The sequence below is a fragment of the Nocardioides conyzicola genome (genome assembly GCF_039543825.1).
Classification (GTDB): Bacteria; Actinomycetota; Actinomycetes; order Propionibacteriales; family Nocardioidaceae; genus Nocardioides; species Nocardioides conyzicola.
The window spans coordinates 258,686-273,331 of the sequence record NZ_BAABKM010000004.1 but is presented as its reverse complement, the minus strand read 5'-3'; the positions used below and the strand labels follow the sequence as shown (position 1 = coordinate 273,331).

The 14,646-nt window shown below is 74.7% G+C and carries 14 protein-coding genes, 1 pseudogene and 1 riboswitch; of the genes and pseudogenes, 4 read left to right on the top strand and 11 right to left on the bottom strand.

Features of this window, described 5'->3' with window-relative positions:
* The first annotated feature begins 2 nt into the window (after nt 1–2).
* The gene (gene cobU, locus ABEA34_RS21105; protein WP_345523627.1) at nt 3–521 is read left to right on the top strand and encodes a bifunctional adenosylcobinamide kinase/adenosylcobinamide-phosphate guanylyltransferase; all 519 of its coding nucleotides are present in this window, start codon (nt 3–5) and stop codon (nt 519–521) included.
* 5 nt (nt 522–526) lie between these two features.
* On the opposite strand, the gene ABEA34_RS21100 is transcribed toward cobU, so the two are convergent.
* The 8 genes and pseudogenes from ABEA34_RS21100 to ABEA34_RS21060 form a co-directional block, all read right to left on the bottom strand.
* On the bottom strand, nt 527–1,225 hold the full coding sequence (locus ABEA34_RS21100; protein ID WP_345523625.1) for an adenosylcobinamide-GDP ribazoletransferase: 699 nt from the start codon (nt 1,223–1,225) through the stop codon (nt 527–529).
* The gene (cobT, locus tag ABEA34_RS21095; RefSeq protein ID WP_345523624.1) at nt 1,218–2,279 is read right to left on the bottom strand and encodes a nicotinate-nucleotide--dimethylbenzimidazole phosphoribosyltransferase; all 1,062 of its coding nucleotides are present in this window, start codon (nt 2,277–2,279) and stop codon (nt 1,218–1,220) included. Before cobT ends, ABEA34_RS21100 begins: the two co-directional genes overlap by 8 nt.
* A complete protein-coding gene (locus tag ABEA34_RS21090) occupies nt 2,276–3,058 on the bottom strand; it encodes a CbtA family protein (protein ID WP_345523623.1) in 783 nt (260 codons plus the stop codon). Before ABEA34_RS21090 ends, cobT begins: the two co-directional genes overlap by 4 nt.
* A gap of 15 nt (nt 3,059–3,073) precedes the next feature.
* Complete coding sequence (locus ABEA34_RS21085) at nt 3,074–3,295, bottom strand: CbtB domain-containing protein (protein ID WP_345523622.1); 222 nt, start codon at nt 3,293–3,295, stop codon at nt 3,074–3,076.
* Between the two features lie 153 nt (nt 3,296–3,448).
* Nucleotides 3,449–5,765, bottom strand: a pseudogene (cobBC, locus tag ABEA34_RS24135) (bifunctional hydrogenobyrinic acid a,c-diamide synthase/histidinol phosphate aminotransferase CobBC).
* Nucleotides 5,759–6,373, bottom strand: coding sequence for a cob(I)yrinic acid a,c-diamide adenosyltransferase (cobO, locus tag ABEA34_RS21070; RefSeq protein ID WP_345523619.1), 615 nt, complete (start codon nt 6,371–6,373; stop codon nt 5,759–5,761). The pseudogene cobBC and the gene cobO overlap by 7 nt, the downstream one beginning before the upstream one ends.
* A gap of 1 nt (nt 6,374) precedes the next feature.
* Nucleotides 6,375–8,351, bottom strand: a complete 1,977-nt coding sequence (locus tag ABEA34_RS21065) for a magnesium chelatase subunit D family protein (RefSeq protein WP_345523618.1) — start codon at nt 8,349–8,351, stop codon at nt 6,375–6,377.
* A 33-nt stretch (nt 8,352–8,384) separates the two neighbouring features.
* A riboswitch (cobalamin riboswitch) is annotated at nt 8,385–8,518 on the bottom strand.
* Nucleotides 8,512–9,072: a P-loop NTPase family protein gene (locus ABEA34_RS21060; protein WP_345523617.1), complete on the bottom strand. Its 561-nt coding sequence runs from the start codon at nt 9,070–9,072 to the stop codon at nt 8,512–8,514. Its footprint overlaps the riboswitch before it by 7 nt.
* Before the next feature lie 149 nt (nt 9,073–9,221).
* On the opposite strand from ABEA34_RS21060, the gene cbiE reads away from it, so the two are divergent.
* The 3 genes from cbiE to ABEA34_RS21045 all read left to right on the top strand — a co-directional run bounded on the left by cbiE (nt 9,222) and on the right by ABEA34_RS21045 (nt 11,616).
* Entirely contained in the window at nt 9,222–10,436 is a 1,215-nt protein-coding gene (gene cbiE / locus ABEA34_RS21055; protein WP_345523616.1) for a precorrin-6y C5,15-methyltransferase (decarboxylating) subunit CbiE, read from the top strand.
* Complete coding sequence (locus ABEA34_RS21050; RefSeq protein WP_345523615.1) at nt 10,433–11,179, top strand: cobalt-precorrin-4/precorrin-4 C(11)-methyltransferase; 747 nt, start codon at nt 10,433–10,435, stop codon at nt 11,177–11,179. The genes cbiE and ABEA34_RS21050 overlap by 4 nt, the downstream gene beginning before the upstream one ends.
* A gap of 92 nt (nt 11,180–11,271) precedes the next feature.
* A complete protein-coding gene (locus ABEA34_RS21045) occupies nt 11,272–11,616 on the top strand; it encodes a hypothetical protein (protein ID WP_345523614.1) in 345 nt (114 codons plus the stop codon).
* A 15-nt stretch (nt 11,617–11,631) separates the two neighbouring features.
* Here the strand turns inward: ABEA34_RS21045 and ABEA34_RS21040 are convergent, their stop codons facing one another.
* Genes ABEA34_RS21040 through ABEA34_RS21030 form a run of 3 tightly spaced genes read right to left on the bottom strand, consistent with a single transcriptional unit; the run spans nt 11,632 to nt 14,596 of the window.
* A complete protein-coding gene (locus ABEA34_RS21040; protein WP_345523613.1) occupies nt 11,632–13,137 on the bottom strand; it encodes a precorrin-2 C(20)-methyltransferase in 1,506 nt (501 codons plus the stop codon).
* Nucleotides 13,134–13,799: a precorrin-8X methylmutase gene (locus tag ABEA34_RS21035; RefSeq protein WP_345523612.1), complete on the bottom strand. Its 666-nt coding sequence runs from the start codon at nt 13,797–13,799 to the stop codon at nt 13,134–13,136. Before ABEA34_RS21035 ends, ABEA34_RS21040 begins: the two co-directional genes overlap by 4 nt.
* Complete coding sequence (locus tag ABEA34_RS21030; protein WP_345523611.1) at nt 13,796–14,596, bottom strand: nitrite reductase; 801 nt, start codon at nt 14,594–14,596, stop codon at nt 13,796–13,798. Before ABEA34_RS21030 ends, ABEA34_RS21035 begins: the two co-directional genes overlap by 4 nt.
* Between the last annotated feature and the right edge of the window lie 50 nt (nt 14,597–14,646).

The window sequence follows — 14,646 nt, the reverse complement described above, 5'->3', positions numbered from 1 at the left end:
CGATGAGGGTCCTGGTCACCGGAGGTGTCCGGTCGGGCAAGTCGCGGCACGCGGAGTCGCTGCTCGTCGGGGAGTCGGCGGTGCGGTACGTCGCGCCCGGGCCGGTCCGCGACGACGCCGACTGGCAGGAGCGGATCGCCGCCCACCGCGCGCGCCGCCCGGCGTCCTGGACGACCGTCGAGACCGGTGACCTGGCCGGGGCGCTGGCGACCGACGAGGCGGTCCTCGTGGACTGCCTCGGCACCTGGCTGACGCGCCTCGTCGACGACGCGGGGATGTGGGACGCGACGATGCCGGACCTGGCGGCGTACGTCGACGGAGCGGTCGACCGCGGCGTCGAGGCGCTGTCGGTGGCCGGTGGCACCGTGGTCCTCGTGACCAACGAGGTCGGGATGGGGGTGGTGCCGGAGCACAGGTCGGGACGGGTCTTCCGGGACCTGCTCGGGTCGGTCAACCAGCGGTTCGGGGCCGCGTGCGACGAGGTGCACCTGGTCGTCGCGGGCCGGGTGCTGCGGCTCTGACTCCCTCACCACCACGCCCAGGTGAGCAGCGTGGTGGCGAGGGCGAGCTCGATGGCCGCGCCGAAGACGTCGCCGGTGACCCCGCCGAAGCGCGTCGTCGTACGCCGTACCAGCAGCAGCACGACGAGCCCACCGGTGACCGACAGCAGCAGGCCGCCGAGCGCCGCGAGCGGCAGCGGGACCGTGCGCGTGTAGGTGTCGCCGAGACCGCCGGGGCGCGCGGACGGGACCCGGGTGCAGCAGGTGATCCAGAGCGCGCACCTCGACAGGCAGACGAGCGCGCCCGCGAGCAGGGCGAGGCCGAGGGTGTCGACGTAGGCCGTGAGCGCGGCGGCCTGGATGCCTGCCACGACGACGGTGGCGACCACGCCGGCTGGACCGCTGGTGCCGGTCTTCATCACGGCCAGGGAGCGCTCGCGGTCGTAGGACGCCGTCAGCCCGTCGGCCACGTCGGAGAGCCCGTCCCAGTGCAGCGCGCGCGAGCCCGCGGCCAGCGCGCCGACGGCCACGAAGGCCACCGCCAGCGGCGGCAGGTCCGCCCGTCCGCCGAGCCACAGGATCGCGGCGACGAGCGCGCCCAGGGGGAGCACCGCGGCCGGTGCCAGCAGCATCGCCGCGCGGGCGGTGGAGCGGGTGACCTGCCGGGGCGGCCCGACCGGGAGCGCGGTGAGCGTCCCGGTGGCGAGCCGCCAGGCGTCAGGCACCTGGCCCGGCGTGGGGCTCGGGCGGCAGCAGCTCGGAGAGCAGCGCGACGTCGCGCAGCACGGCGACGGCGCTGCGCAGCACCGGCACGGCGGCGACCGCGCCGCTGCCCTCGCCGAGCCGCAGCCCGAGGTCGAGCACCGGCTCGAGGCCGAGCTTGGCCAGCGCGAGCGACTGGGCGGGCTCGGTGGAGCGGTGACCGGCGGCGAACCACGCGGCCGCACCCGGGCCGAGCCGGTCGGCCGTCAGCGCGCACGCCACCGCCATCAGCCCGTCGAGCAGCACCGGCACGCCCTGCCGGGCGGCTTCGAGCAGGAAGCCCGTGCTGGCGGCCAGGTCGGCGCTGCCGAGCGCGGTGAGCGTGTCCACCGGATCGGACGTCCGGTCGCCGGCCCGGTCGAGCGCCTGCTGGATCAGCTCGGTCTTGTGCACGAGCGCCGCGTCGTCGATGCCGGTGCCCCGACCGACGACCTCGGTGGCCGGGAGCCCGAGACCGGCCGCGACCAGCGCCGCGGCGGGCGTGGTGTTGCCGATGCCCATATCGCCGCTGAGCAGCAGCTGGGCGCCGGCGGCGATCTCCTCGCGGGCGACGGTCGCACCCACCTCGAGCGCCTGGCGTGTCTCGTCCGGCGTGAGCGCGTCCTCGAGGTGGATGGCCCCGGACGACCGGCGCACCTTGTGCCGGCGTACCTCGTCGGGCACACCGTCGAGGTTGTCGTCGACCCCGAGGTCGAGGACGCGTACGGCGACCCGGTGCGCACCGGCGAGCGCCGAGACGCCGGCCCGGCCGAGGACGAAGGTCCGGACCATCGCGCCGGTGATCTCCGGCGGGTACGCCGAAACACCGTGGCGGGCCACGCCGTGGTCGCCGGCGAAGATCACCAGGCGCACGTTGTCGAGCTCGCGCGGCGGCACGACGCCCTGGGCGGCGGACAGCCAGACCGCGAGGTCGCCGAGCCGCCCCAGCGCTCCGGGTGGGGTGGCGAGCGCGGCCAGGCGCTCGGCGGCGGCCGCCGCGACCTCCGGTGACGGGGGACCGACCACCGGGCGCGTCACAGGCTGGCCGCCAGCTCGCGGCGCGCGGCCTGCTGGACGTCCTGCCGGTACCGGCGACCGATCAGGCCGGTGAGGCCGATCCCGATCACGGCCCACATCGTGGCGAACGTGATCAGGGAGGCGCGGCGGAAGTACCAGAGCACGTCGGCCGGGAAGTCGCCGATCTCGTTGACGGTCGGCAGCAGCTGGCCGGCGACGACCATCGCGACGACGTACAGACCGACGCCGGACAGGACGCCGGCATAGGCACCGGAGTTCTCGGCGACCCGGACGGCGAGGAGGGTCGACAGGGCGGCGAACGCGAGGGAGATCAGCATGAAGGCGAAGTACCAGCTGGTCCGGTCGCCGATGGTCTCGCCGTTGCCGACGGCCGGTGGCGTGGCGGGGTACTTGAGGAACGGCACCAGCGCGAACGACACGAAGCCGATCAGGGCGACGGTCGCGGTCGACTGCCCGGGTGTCATCCGGCCCAGCCGACCGACGGCCGCGGCGGCCAGCAGCGCGACGATCCCGCCGAGTGCGGTGCCGACGACCAGGGTGCCGGTGAGCAGGCCCCAGGTGCGCTGGTCGTGCCGGGAGACGACGGTGCCGTCCTCCTCGTGGGTGTGGCCCGCGGTGGCGTCCTCGGCGTGGGGGGCATCGGCAGCGGAGCCGGCCTCCTCGAGGGCGATCGCGGTCTGGACGTGGGGTTCCCCGACCTCGTAGGCGACGAGGAACGTGGCGAATCCGGCGAGGAGGCCGACGAGCAGCCCCCTCACGAGCAGGGCTCGTGCGGTCATCTCAGCGACCCGCCCTCAGTGGCAGGGGTAGCCGAGCAGGTGCCGGCTGTCGTGGACCCACTCGTGGACCGCGTTGCCGGTGGGGATCGAGACGGCCCCCTGGTCGGCACTGATGAAGAAGAGCCCGAGGATCGCGAGCAGGCCGAAGAAGATGGCCCACGGGAGGATCTCGCGGAAGGGGATCGACGGGATCTCGACGGCGGAGCCGGAGATGGGTGCAGCAGACGACTGTGACATGTGATGCCTCCTCAGGGATACGTGCGTCCCTGTTCGAATGGGTGGAAGCGGACCTTTGGGTCTGACTTCACCGCTCCCCGGATGGTGCTCGGAGGCGATGTCACAGTAGCGCGACTGTGCCGGAGTCTCACCGGCTTCCTCGTGCCCGCGCGGTCAGCCTAGGGCATCGGGACCGAGCGCGGACAGAGCATCCAGGAGTGATCTCGTCTGCTCGGGTGGACGCACCGCGATCCGCACCCAGGACGGGCCCAGGCCGGGGAACGTGTCGGCGCGACGTACGGCGATCCCGGCCCGTCGGAGCACCGCGTGCGCGCGGTCGCCCACCTCGGCGAGCACGAAGCTCGCCTGGGACGGGATGTGGTGGATCCCCATGGTTGACAGGGATTGCTCGAGGTCGCGTCGCCACTCGCCGATCTGTACGGCGCGGCGTTGCGCCTCGGTGACCGCCGCGTCGCCGGAGCACGCGACCATCGCGGCGGCGGCCGTGCTGGCGACCGACCAGGGCACCTGGCCGGCGCGCAGCTCGGCGACGAGCGCGGCGTCGGCGAGCAGGTATCCGGCGCGTACGCCGGGGATGCCCCAGTGCTTGGTCAGGCTCCGGATGACCAGCAGTCCGGGGTCGCGGTGACCGGTGAGCGTCGCGACCTCGCCGGGCACGGCGTCCATGAACGCCTCGTCCACGACGACCAGCCGACCGGGCCGCAGCAGCGCGGTGAGGGCGGGTGCGGGATGCAGGACGCCGGTGGGGTTGGTCGGGTTGCCGACGACGACGAGGTCCGCGTCGTCGGGGACGGTGCCGGGGTCGAGCTCGAACGGCTCGGGGAGCACCACCTCGGTGACCGCGCGCCCGGCCTGCAGCAGGGCGGCGTGCGGCTCGGTGAACTGCGGGTGCACGACGACCGGACGGCGCCACGGCCGCAGCCGGGCGACGAGCGAGAAGGCCTCGGCGGCGCCGGCGGTCGCCAGCACCTCGGTGGGATGCCGGCCGTGCCGGGCGGCGATCGCCGTCTCCGCGGCCGAGGCCGACGGGTAGCTGCCGGCCTGGTCCAGGCCCTGGTGGAGGGCGGCGTCGAGCCAGGGCGGTCGCGGCCCGGCGTACACGTTGACGGCGAAGTCGACGAGGCCCGCACCCACCTCCACGTCGCCGTGGTGGCGCAGCGGGTCATCCACGGGCGTGCACCGCGTCCGCGAAGCGTCGGGCCAGCTGCGGGTGGCCGGCCCAGTGGGTGTGGAGGTACGACGCGTACAGCGTGGGTCCGAGGTAGCCGAGCTCGCCGCCGGGTGGCGTCACCTGGGTGCGGTGGAACTCGTGCCCGGTGACGGCCTCGCCCGCACGGGTCAGGAGGCTGTCGGTGGTCGCCGTCATCGTGGGATACCTCAACGTCAGCCGCTCGGTCATCTCGGCTCGCGCCGCGATCGCGCCGACCATGGGGGAGGAGTCCAGTGCCTCGCACAGGTAGAGCAGCCCGGCGCACTCGGCCACGGTCGGGACGCCGTCCGCGATCGCCGCCCCGAGCTCGCGCCGGAGCACCACGTTGTCGGTGAGCTCGCAGGCGTGCACCTCGGGGAAGCCGCCCCCGAGGTAGATGCCCGCGGTGCCGTCGGGCAGGCGCGGGTCGACCATCGGGTCGAAGCCCACCACCGTGCAGCCCGCCGCCCGGAGCAGCTCCTCCGTCTCGGCGTACCGGAACGTGAACGCCCGCCCGCCCGCCATCGCCACCACGGGCCTGTCGGTCCCGGAGGCCGCGACCTCGCGAGCCGGATCCCAGGGATCTGCGTCCAGGTCGGGCGCGGACCGGGCGAGCGCGAGCACCGCGTCCAGGTCCACCAGCTCGGCGATCCGCTCGGCCAGGGTGTCCAGCGCGTGCCGGGCCTCGTCGCGCTCGGCGGCGGGCACCAGGCCGAGGTGCCGGGACGGTACGGCGAGGTCGGGGTCGCGCCCGATCGTGCCCAGGACCGGCAGGTGGATCGAGTCGGCCACCTCGCGGGCGTGCCGCGGCGAGCCGGCCTGGTTGAGGATCACGCCGGCGACCTGCACGTCCGGGTCCCAGGTGGCCATGCCGTGGACGACGGCGCCGATCGACCGCGACGAGCGGGAGATGTCGACGACCAGGACGACCGGGGAGCGGGTCAGGGTCGCGACGTGGGCGGTCGAGGAGAAGCCGCGTCCGCCGATCTTGCCGTCGAAGAGCCCCATCACGCCCTCGACGACGGCGACGTCGGCACCGGCGGCACCGTGCAGCAGGAGCGGCACGATGCGCTCCTCGCCCACCAGGTGCGGGTCGAGGTTGCGACCGGGGCGGCCGCACGCCAGCGCGTGGTAGCCGGGGTCGATGTAGTCCGGCCCGACCTTGTGACCGGACACGACGTGCCCCGCCCGGGTCAGCGCGGCCATCAGCCCGGTGGCGATGGTCGTCTTGCCCTGCCCGGTGGCGGGGGCGGCGACCACGATCCGCGGCAGGGCTACCACTCGATGCCCTTCTGGCCCTTCTGCCCGCGGTCCATCTGGTGCTTGACCTTGGTCATCTCGGTGACCAGGTCGGCGACCTCGACGAGGCGGGGGTGGGCGCGGCGGCCGGTGACGACGACGTACTGCCGGCCGGGCCGGTTCGCCAGCGTCTCCACGACGTCGTCGACGTCGACCCAGCCCCACTCCATCGGGTAGGTGAACTCGTCCAGCACGTAGAGGTCGTGGGTCTCGGCGGCGAGCCGGCGCTTGATCTCGGCCCAGCCGGACGCCGCGTCGGCGGCGTGGTCCTCGGCATCCCCGGCCTTGCGCGACCACGACCAGCCCGAGCCCATCTTGTGCCACTCGACCGGGCCGCCCTCGCCGGTCTGGGTGTGCAGCTCGCCGAGGCGTTCGAGCACGGTCTGCTCGCCGATGCGCCACTTGGCGGACTTCACGAACTGGAAGACCCCGACGTCCCAGCCCTGGTTCCAGGCACGGATCGCGAGCCCGAAGGCCGCGGTCGACTTGCCCTTGCCGTCGCCGGTGTTGACCATCAGCAGCGGCTGGCTGCGCCGCTGGGCGGTGGTGAGGCCGTCGTCCGGCACGATCGTCGGCCGTCCCTGCGGCACGTCAGGCCGCCCGTCCGCGGATCGCCAAGGTCAGGGCCTCGGCGCTGACCTCCGCGATCGGCACGTGCTCGGCTCCGAGGTGCTCCGCGAGCACCTCGGCCAGGCCGAGGCGGAAGCCGCCGCTCTCGCAGTCGACCACCAGGCTGTCCACGCCGGTCCTCGCGAGGTGGCCCGCCGCCTGGCGTGACCGCTCGACCGCGGCGTTGCCGCTCGTCGCCCGTCCGTCGGTGACCACGACCAGGAGCGGGCGGCGGCGCGGGTCGCGGACGCGCTCCAGCTCGAGCACCCGCGCGGCCTCGAGCAGGCCCTCGGCCAGCGGGGTGCGGCCGCCGGCGGGCATCACCTGCAGCCGGCTGGCCGCGATGTCGACGGAGTACGTCGGCGGCAGCGCGAGGTCCGCGGCGCTGCCGCGGAACGTCACCAGCCCGACCTTGTCGCGCCGCTGGTAGGCGTCGAGCAGCAGCGACACGATGGCCGCCTTCACCTGCTCCATCCGCTTGCGCGCCGCCATCGAGCCGGAGGCATCGACGCAGAAGAGCACCAGGTTGGACTCCTGGCCTTCGCGCGTCGCCACCCGCAGGTCCTCGGATCGCAGCAGCAGCCGGCCCGCCGTACGACCGCGCGCCAGCTGGTACGGCGCCGCCGCGCGGATCGTCTCGGTCAGGTGCAGCGGCCCGCGCTGCCCGGCGCGTGAGCCGGTCCGGCGCCCGTTGTCGGTGACCGCACGGCTGCGCTTGCCCGCCTCCCCGGCCCCGGTGCCGCGGACGGTGAACAGCTTCGGCCGGTACGTCGCGCCGGCGCCGACGGTCGACTGACCGCCCCCCGTGCTCGCTCCCTCCGAGACGTCGGGCGGTGGGGGTGACCCCTGGCTGTCCCCGGACGACGCCCCGTCGGGATCGGTCGGGGTCGGGTCGCCGCCGCCGCCCCCGTCGTCACCGCCGCCGGGCGGCTCCGGCTCCGGCTCCGGCTCGTCGTCCCCGAGCACCTGGTCGAGCAGGTCCTCGTCGAGACCGGGCGCGTCGAAGGGGTTGCGCCGCCGCCGGTGCGGCAGGGCCAGGCGCGCGGCGGCGCGCACGTCCTCGGTGGTGACCGAGCTGCGGCCGTGCCAGGCGGCGTGGGCGACCGCGGTGCGGGCGGTGACGATGTCGGCGCGCATGCCGTCGACCTCGCACGCGGCGCACAGCTCGGCGATCTGCAGCAGCGTCTCGTCCGAGAGCTCGACGTCGGAGACACGGGTCTGCGCCTCCTGGATCCGCGCGGTCAGCGCGGCCTCCGACCCGGCGTACGACGCCCCGAACCCGTCGGGGTCCGCGTCGTACGCCATCCGCCGGCGGACCACCTCGACCCGCAGTGCGGGGTCCCGGGGCGCGGCCACCTCGACGGTGAGCCCGAACCGATCGAGCAGCTGCGGCCGCAGCTCGCCCTCCTCGGGGTTCATCGTCCCGACGAGGACGAAGCGGGCCGCGTGCTCGACGGACACACCGTCGCGCTCCACGGTCGACCGGCCCATCGCCGCCGCGTCCAGGAGCAGGTCGACCAGGTGGTCGTGCAGCAGGTTGACCTCGTCGACATAGAGGATCCCGCGGTGGGCCTTGGCGAGCAGCCCGGGCTCGTACTCCGCCTTGCCCTCGGAGAGCGCGCGCTCCAGGTGCAGCGAGCCGAGCACGCGGTCCTCGGTCGCGCCGACGGGCAGCTCCACGAGGCGGACCGGCCGCGTCTCGACCGCGGCGTCGGCCGCGAACGGACCGTCGGGGGACAGCGGTGCCGGGTCCCGCGGGTCGCTGGAGAAGCGGTCGCCGGCGACGACGTCGATCGGCGGCAGGACCGACGCGAGCGCCCGGACGATCGTGGACTTCGCGGTGCCCTTCTCGCCGCGGACCAGCACGCCGCCGATGTCGGGCGAGACGGTGGTGAGGATGAGGGCGAGGGCCATGTCGTCGGAGCCGACGACGGCGCTGAAGGGGTACTGCTGTGGCATGAGAGGCTCCCGCTCGCTCGCCAACGGACATCGGATGATGCGTGACGCGAGGCCGGTCTTCGGACTTCCCAGACGTTCCTAGGTCACCGCAGCGGGCCTGTGCCGGACTTTCACCGGCTTCCCAGATTCTCCCCAGCGTTCGGGGCACCTCGTGCCGTGGTCAGGCTAGCGGCTGGACCACGTCCCGGAGCCAGCGGTCCACGTCCCGGCGGCTCCGGAGTCGGACGATCGGGAGGCCGGGGTAGGCCGCTGCGACGGCGGGGAGGCGCTCGTCGTAGAGGTTCCGGGTGCTGATCGCCCAGCGCACGATGTGCTCGGGGTCGGTGAAGAAGTGGCGGAGCGGGCCCTCCCGGTTGCCGTTCCACAGCTCCTCGCGACGCAGCCGCCGGCGCAGCGTCCGGCGTACGACGCGCGCCAGGGTGAGCGGGAACGGCAGATCCACCCACACCATGAGGTCGGCGTGCTCGGTCAGGAGCGGCCGGGCGTAGTCGTACTGCCACTCGCAGACCCACGCGTCCCCAGCGACGACCGCGTCGACGTCGGCCTCGAACTCCGGCCGCTTCGTCCATCCCGGGCCGTGGTGCAGGGCGTCCATCTCGGTGTGCGGCAGCCCGAGGATCTCGGCGAGGCGGCGCGAGAGCGTGCTCTTGCCCGACCCGGCGACGCCGGCCACCGCGACCCGGCGCGGCCGGTGCGGCAGCGGGTCGGTGGCGGTCAGCACCGCGGCATCCTACGGCGACCCGCGGCCGTCGCTGTAACGCCTCGGCACCTACCGGGAGCTGGCTCGGCTTACCGAGTGGGGGCAGCTCCCGATCGCCGAGGAGTCCTCGCACCGACCCCGGTGACCCACGACGGATAGGGTCTGGCGTCGTGCCGCCCGACGACCAGCAGCCCCTGATCACCGTGATCGGGATCGGTGCCGACGGCTGGACCAGCGTGCCGGAGGCGAGCTGGCGGCGGCTGCTGACCGCGGACGTCATCCTCGGCGGCGCCCGCCACCTGGCGATGCTGCCGGACACCCTCGACGTGGTCCGCGAGCCCTGGCCGTCGCCGCTGCGCGACAACCTGCCCGCGTTGCTCGAGCGCCATGCGGGCCTCGACGTCGTGGCCCTCGCGTCGGGCGATCCCCTGGTCTCCGGGATCGGCTCGACGCTGATCGCGCTGCTGGGCGAGGGCGCCGTACGCATCGAGCCGGCCCTGTCGTCGGTGGCCCTGGCGCGAGCGCGGATGGGGTGGTCGGCCGAGGCCAGCACCGTGGTCTCCGTCGTCGGCCGCGACCTGCACGCCGTCCTCCGCGAGCTGGCGCCCGGCTGGCGGGTCGTGGTGCTCTCCTCCGACGCGAGCACCCCCGGTGACCTGGCCCGGCTGCTGGTCGAGCAGGGGTACGGCGCCAGCGGGATGACGGTGCTCGGCAACCTGGGCTCGGGCGAGGAGTCCCGGGTCGACGCGACCGCGGCGACCTGGAGCGGACCGGCCCCTGACCTCAACGTCGTCGCGCTCGACCTCCGCGGCCCGGTCGTCGGTGCCTGGGCGGCCGGCCTCCCCGACGAAGTCTTCGAGCACGACGGCCAGCTCACCAAGCGCGACCTGCGCGCCAGCGCCCTGGCCCGCCTGGCGCCGCAGCCCGGTCAGCTGCTCTGGGACGTCGGCGCCGGTGCCGGCTCGGTCGGCATCGAGTGGATGCGCGCGCACCCGCGCTCCTGGACGATCGCGGTCGAGTCGGACGACGAGCGCGCCGCGCGGATCGGACGCAACGCTGCGCGTCTCGGCGTCCCGAGCCTGCGCGTCGTCCGCGGCCGCGCGCCCGATGCGCTCGCCGACCTGCCCGCACCCGATGCCGTGTTCGTCGGCGGGGGAGCGACCGCGGCCGGCCTGCTGGAGACCTGCCTGGAGCGGCTCGCCCCTGGTGGCCGGCTCGTCGTCCACGGCGTGACCCTCGAGACGGAGACCCTCCTGGCCGGGGCGTACGGCGAGCACGGCGGCGAGCTGACCCGCCTGTCGGTCGAGCACGCGGCGCCGATCGGCTCGTTCAGCGGCTGGACGCCCGCCCGCGCCGTCACCCAATGGAGCTGGAGCAAGCCATGACCGTCCACTTCGTCGGCGCCGGTCCCGGAGCGGCCGACCTGATCACGCTGCGCGCGGCCGCGATGCTCGCCGCGGCGGACGTGGTGCTCTACCCCGGCACCTACCTCGACGACGCCGTGCTCGCGCACTGCCGCGACGGTGCTCGCCTCGTCGACACGCAGGACCTCGACCTCGACGCCATCCTCGCCGAGCTCGTCGGCGCCCACGAGGGCGGCCAGGACGCCGTGCGCCTCACCTCCGGCGACCCCTCGGTCTACTCCGCGATCGCCGAGCAGACCCGCCGGCTCGACGCCGCCGGGGTGCCCTGGGACGTCACCCCGGGCGTCCCGGCGTACGCCGCCGCGGCGGCACTGGTCGGCCGCGAGCTGACGGTCCCGCTGGTCTCGCAGTCCGTCGTGCTGACCCGCACCCAGGCGAGCTCGACGGCGATGCCGGACACGGAGTCGCTGGCCGCGTTCGCCGCCACCCGCGCGACGCTGGTGCTCCACCTCGCGATCACGCGCACGCGTGAGCTGATGGCCGAGATCGAGGGCGAGTACGGCGCGGACTGTCCGGTGGTCGTCGTCCACCGCGCCTCGCAGCCAGGGGAGCTGGTGCTGCACGGCACCGTCGGCGACATCGCCGACCAGGTCGAGGCCGCCGGCCTGCGGCAGGCCGCCGTGATCCTGGTCGGCCGCGCGCTGGCCCGCGACGGCGGCGAGTCCTGGCTCTACGCCGGGCACCGGGAGCGACGATCGGTCTAGACCGGGGTTACGGACGGACGCGTAGGGAAAAGAACCGGGTGGTGACCGACCCGTAGACGGCGTGGTCGGTGCTCGAACTCGGAAGAGGCCCCATGAACAAGCGCGTACTTTCCGCTGCAGCAGCAGCCGCATTCGTCCTCACCTTCGCCACCGGCTGCGGAGGGGGCGACGGCGGCGGGCGACCGTCCGTCGACGAGATCGCCGACGGCATCCAGGGCGGCGTCCTCGGCACGGACGTGGACGAGGACGTCGCCACCTGCGTCGCCAAGGCCTTCCGTGACTCGGACCTGTCGGACGAGGCCCTCCAGGCGATCGCCGACAACGACGAGGACTACAAGGGCAGCAAGGAGGACGCGGAGGCCGCTCGGTCCGTCTCCACCGAGTCGGTCACCAAGTGCATGGGCGTCGACGTCCCGGACACCGGCTCCGACGGCTGACCCGAGCCCCGACCGTCAGCCGACCGAGCGCGGTGTCCACACCGCGCCGGTCGGGCTGACGGTGGTGCTCGAGGCGCCGATGATCAGCAGGCACTTCATGTCCACGGCGTCCGCGTCGAGCCCGGCCAGCGTGGTCACGGTGAGCGACTCCTCGGCCCGCCCGACGTCCCGCCCGACGACCACGACGGTGTCGGGGGAGCGGTGCTCGAGCAGCACCTTCTGGGCCTCGACCACCTGGTGGGTGCGCGACCGCGACGCCGGGTTGTAGACGGCGAGCACCAGGTCGGCCTGCGCCACCGCCCGGAGCCGCTGCTCGATGACCGACCACGGCTTCAGCCGGTCCGAGAGGCTCATCACCGCGAAGTCGCCGCCGATCGGCGCTCCCGCCCGGGCCGCGACCGCCTGCACCGCACTCACCCCGGGGAGCACCCGGATCGGCACGTCGGCGTACGCCGGGTCGGCGGCCGCCTCGAAGACCGCGGTCGCCATCCCGAAGACCCCCGCGTCACCGCCCGAGACGACGGCCACGCGCTCGCCCGCGAGCGCCAGTTCGAGCGCATGGCGGGCGCGGTCGAGCTCGACGGTGTTGCCCGAGGCGTGGCGGCTCAGCCCCTCGCGCTGCGGCACCCGGGCGACGTACGGCGCGTAGCCCACCACGTGGTCGACGCCCGCCAGGGCGGCGGTGACCTCCGGCGTCACCCATTCCTCCGGACCCGGTCCGAGACCGACGACCAGCAGCTCGGCGGTCGTCCCCGCGGTCTCCGGCACGGGTGCCGTCCGGCGCCCGGCTCCGTGGAGCGAGTCGCCGGCGACCACGATCAGCGAGAAGTACGGCACCGAGCCGGGGTCGACGTCCGCGACCGGCAGCCAGCGCTCGGCGGGCATCGAGGCGCGCTCGACGTACACCGCGTGCTCGAGGCGCCCGGCGGCCGCGAGGGCGCGGCGTACGGCGGGGAAGGTGCGGCCGAGCTTCATGATGATCGCGCCGTCGGTGTCGGCGAGGCGACGCGCGAGCTCGGGCTCGGGCAGGGTGCCGGGCAGCACGGTGAGCACGTCGGTCTGGCGCACCAGCGGGGACGCCACGGCCGCGGCGGCTGCGGCGAACGCCGGCACCCCCGGCACGATCTCGGTCTCGAACCGGTCCGCCAACCGGTCGTGCATGTACATGAACGACCCGTAGAACATCGGGTCGCCCTCGGCCAGCAGGACGACGTCGCGCCCGGCCGCCAGGTGCGCCCCGAGCCGCTCGGCCGCCTCCTCGTAGAACGCCGCCATCGCGCCGGCGTACCCGCCCGGGTGCTCGGTGCCGCCGGTCGTGACCGGGTAGCGCAGCTCCTCCTCGATCACCCCGTCGGTGATGACGTCCGCCGCGATCCGTCGGGCGTTGGACGACTTGCCGACGCCGGCGTGGAAGGCGACGACGTCGGCCGACGAGATCAGCCGGGCGGCCTTCAAGGTGATCAGCTCAGGGTCGCCCGGTCCGACACCGACGCCCCAGAAGCGTCCGGGCGCGGTGCTCACTCCGCCTCCTGGGCCAGCGCGTTGACCGCGGACGACGCCATCGCCGAGCCGCCGCGACGTCCGCGCACGGTCACGAACGGCAGGTCGATCCCGTGGTCGCGCCCGAACGACGCGAGCGCGTCCTTGGACTCGGCGGCGCCGATGAACCCGACCGGGCACCCGACGATCGCCGCCGGTCGCGGGCCGCCGTCGAGCACCATCTCGAGCAGGTGGAAGAGGGCCGTCGGCGCGTTGCCGATCGCGACCACCGCGCCGTCGAGCAGCGGCTCCCAGAGCGAGACCGCTGCCGCCGTACGCGTCGTGCGCCACTCGGCGGCCAGTGCCGGCACCCGCGGGTCGGTGAGGAAGCAGTGCACCTCGTTGCCGGCCGGCAGCCGACCGGCGGTGATCCCCATCGCCACCATCCGCGCGTCGGTGAGGATCGGCGCGCCGAGCATCAGGGCGGTCCGGGCGGCAGGCACCAGGTCGGGGTGGACGACCAGGTCGTCGACGAGGTCGACCTGCCCGGAGCCGTGGATCATCCGGACGGCGAGCTTCTCGGCCTCGGGAGGTACGCCGTCGAGGCGCGACTCACGCCGGATGGTCGCGAACGAGTCGACGTAGATCGCCGGCCCGTCGTCGAGGTAGTCGTAGCGCCGGGGAGGCCGGGCGAGCGCGCTCATGCCGGCACCAGGACGCCACGCCAGGGGGTGACGACGAGGTCGGCGTCCAGCTCGCCGAGAGCCGGGTCGACGATGCCGCCCACGGCCGGGACGTGCTCGCCGCCGGGGACGACGCCGTACGCCAGCGGGCCGGACGGCAGGGGGGTCAGCCGGTCGGGCGGCTGGACCGGCACCAGGAGCTCGGGGAGCTCGCCGACGTGCCACTCCGTGGTCCGGCTGCGCAGGAACGCACGCGCGAGCGCGACCAGCGCCGCGGGCGCATCGGTGAGGGGGAGGACCTCGCCCCACCGGCCGCCGACGCGGAGCTGCGCGGACCGCCCGTCGAGCGCCACCACGCCGAGGTCGACCGCACGGTCGAGCAGGTCGCCGCGGCCGTCGTCGAGCACGAAGAGGAAGCGTCCGGGCAGGCCCTCGAGCAGCGGGTCGGCGCAGAGCTGGCGGTCCAGCTCGGCCACGACCGGCCGCAGGTCGGCGCGGCCACCGGCGAGCCCGGTCTGGGGCGAGCACATCAGGTTGCGGGCCAGCTCGTGGCTGCGTGAGGGCAGCAGCCCGGTCGCCTCGATGGCGGCGACCAGCTCCGGCGTGATCTCGCCGAGGCCCCGCAGCTGGAGGTTGGCGCGTCCGGTGACGTGGACGTCGCCGTCGCCGTACGTCGTGGCCACCTGGCTCAACGCCCGCAGGCTGGAGGCGGGCAGCCTCCCGCCGGCGAGCCGGAGCCGGACGAGGTTGCCGTCCGCGGCGGCCCAGGGGCGGAACACGCCCGGGCACTGGTCGGGTCGGGTGCGGGTGTCGGGCACGGGTCCTCCGCGGTCAGGGGCTCGTGCGCGGAGCCCGCGGGGTTCCTCGC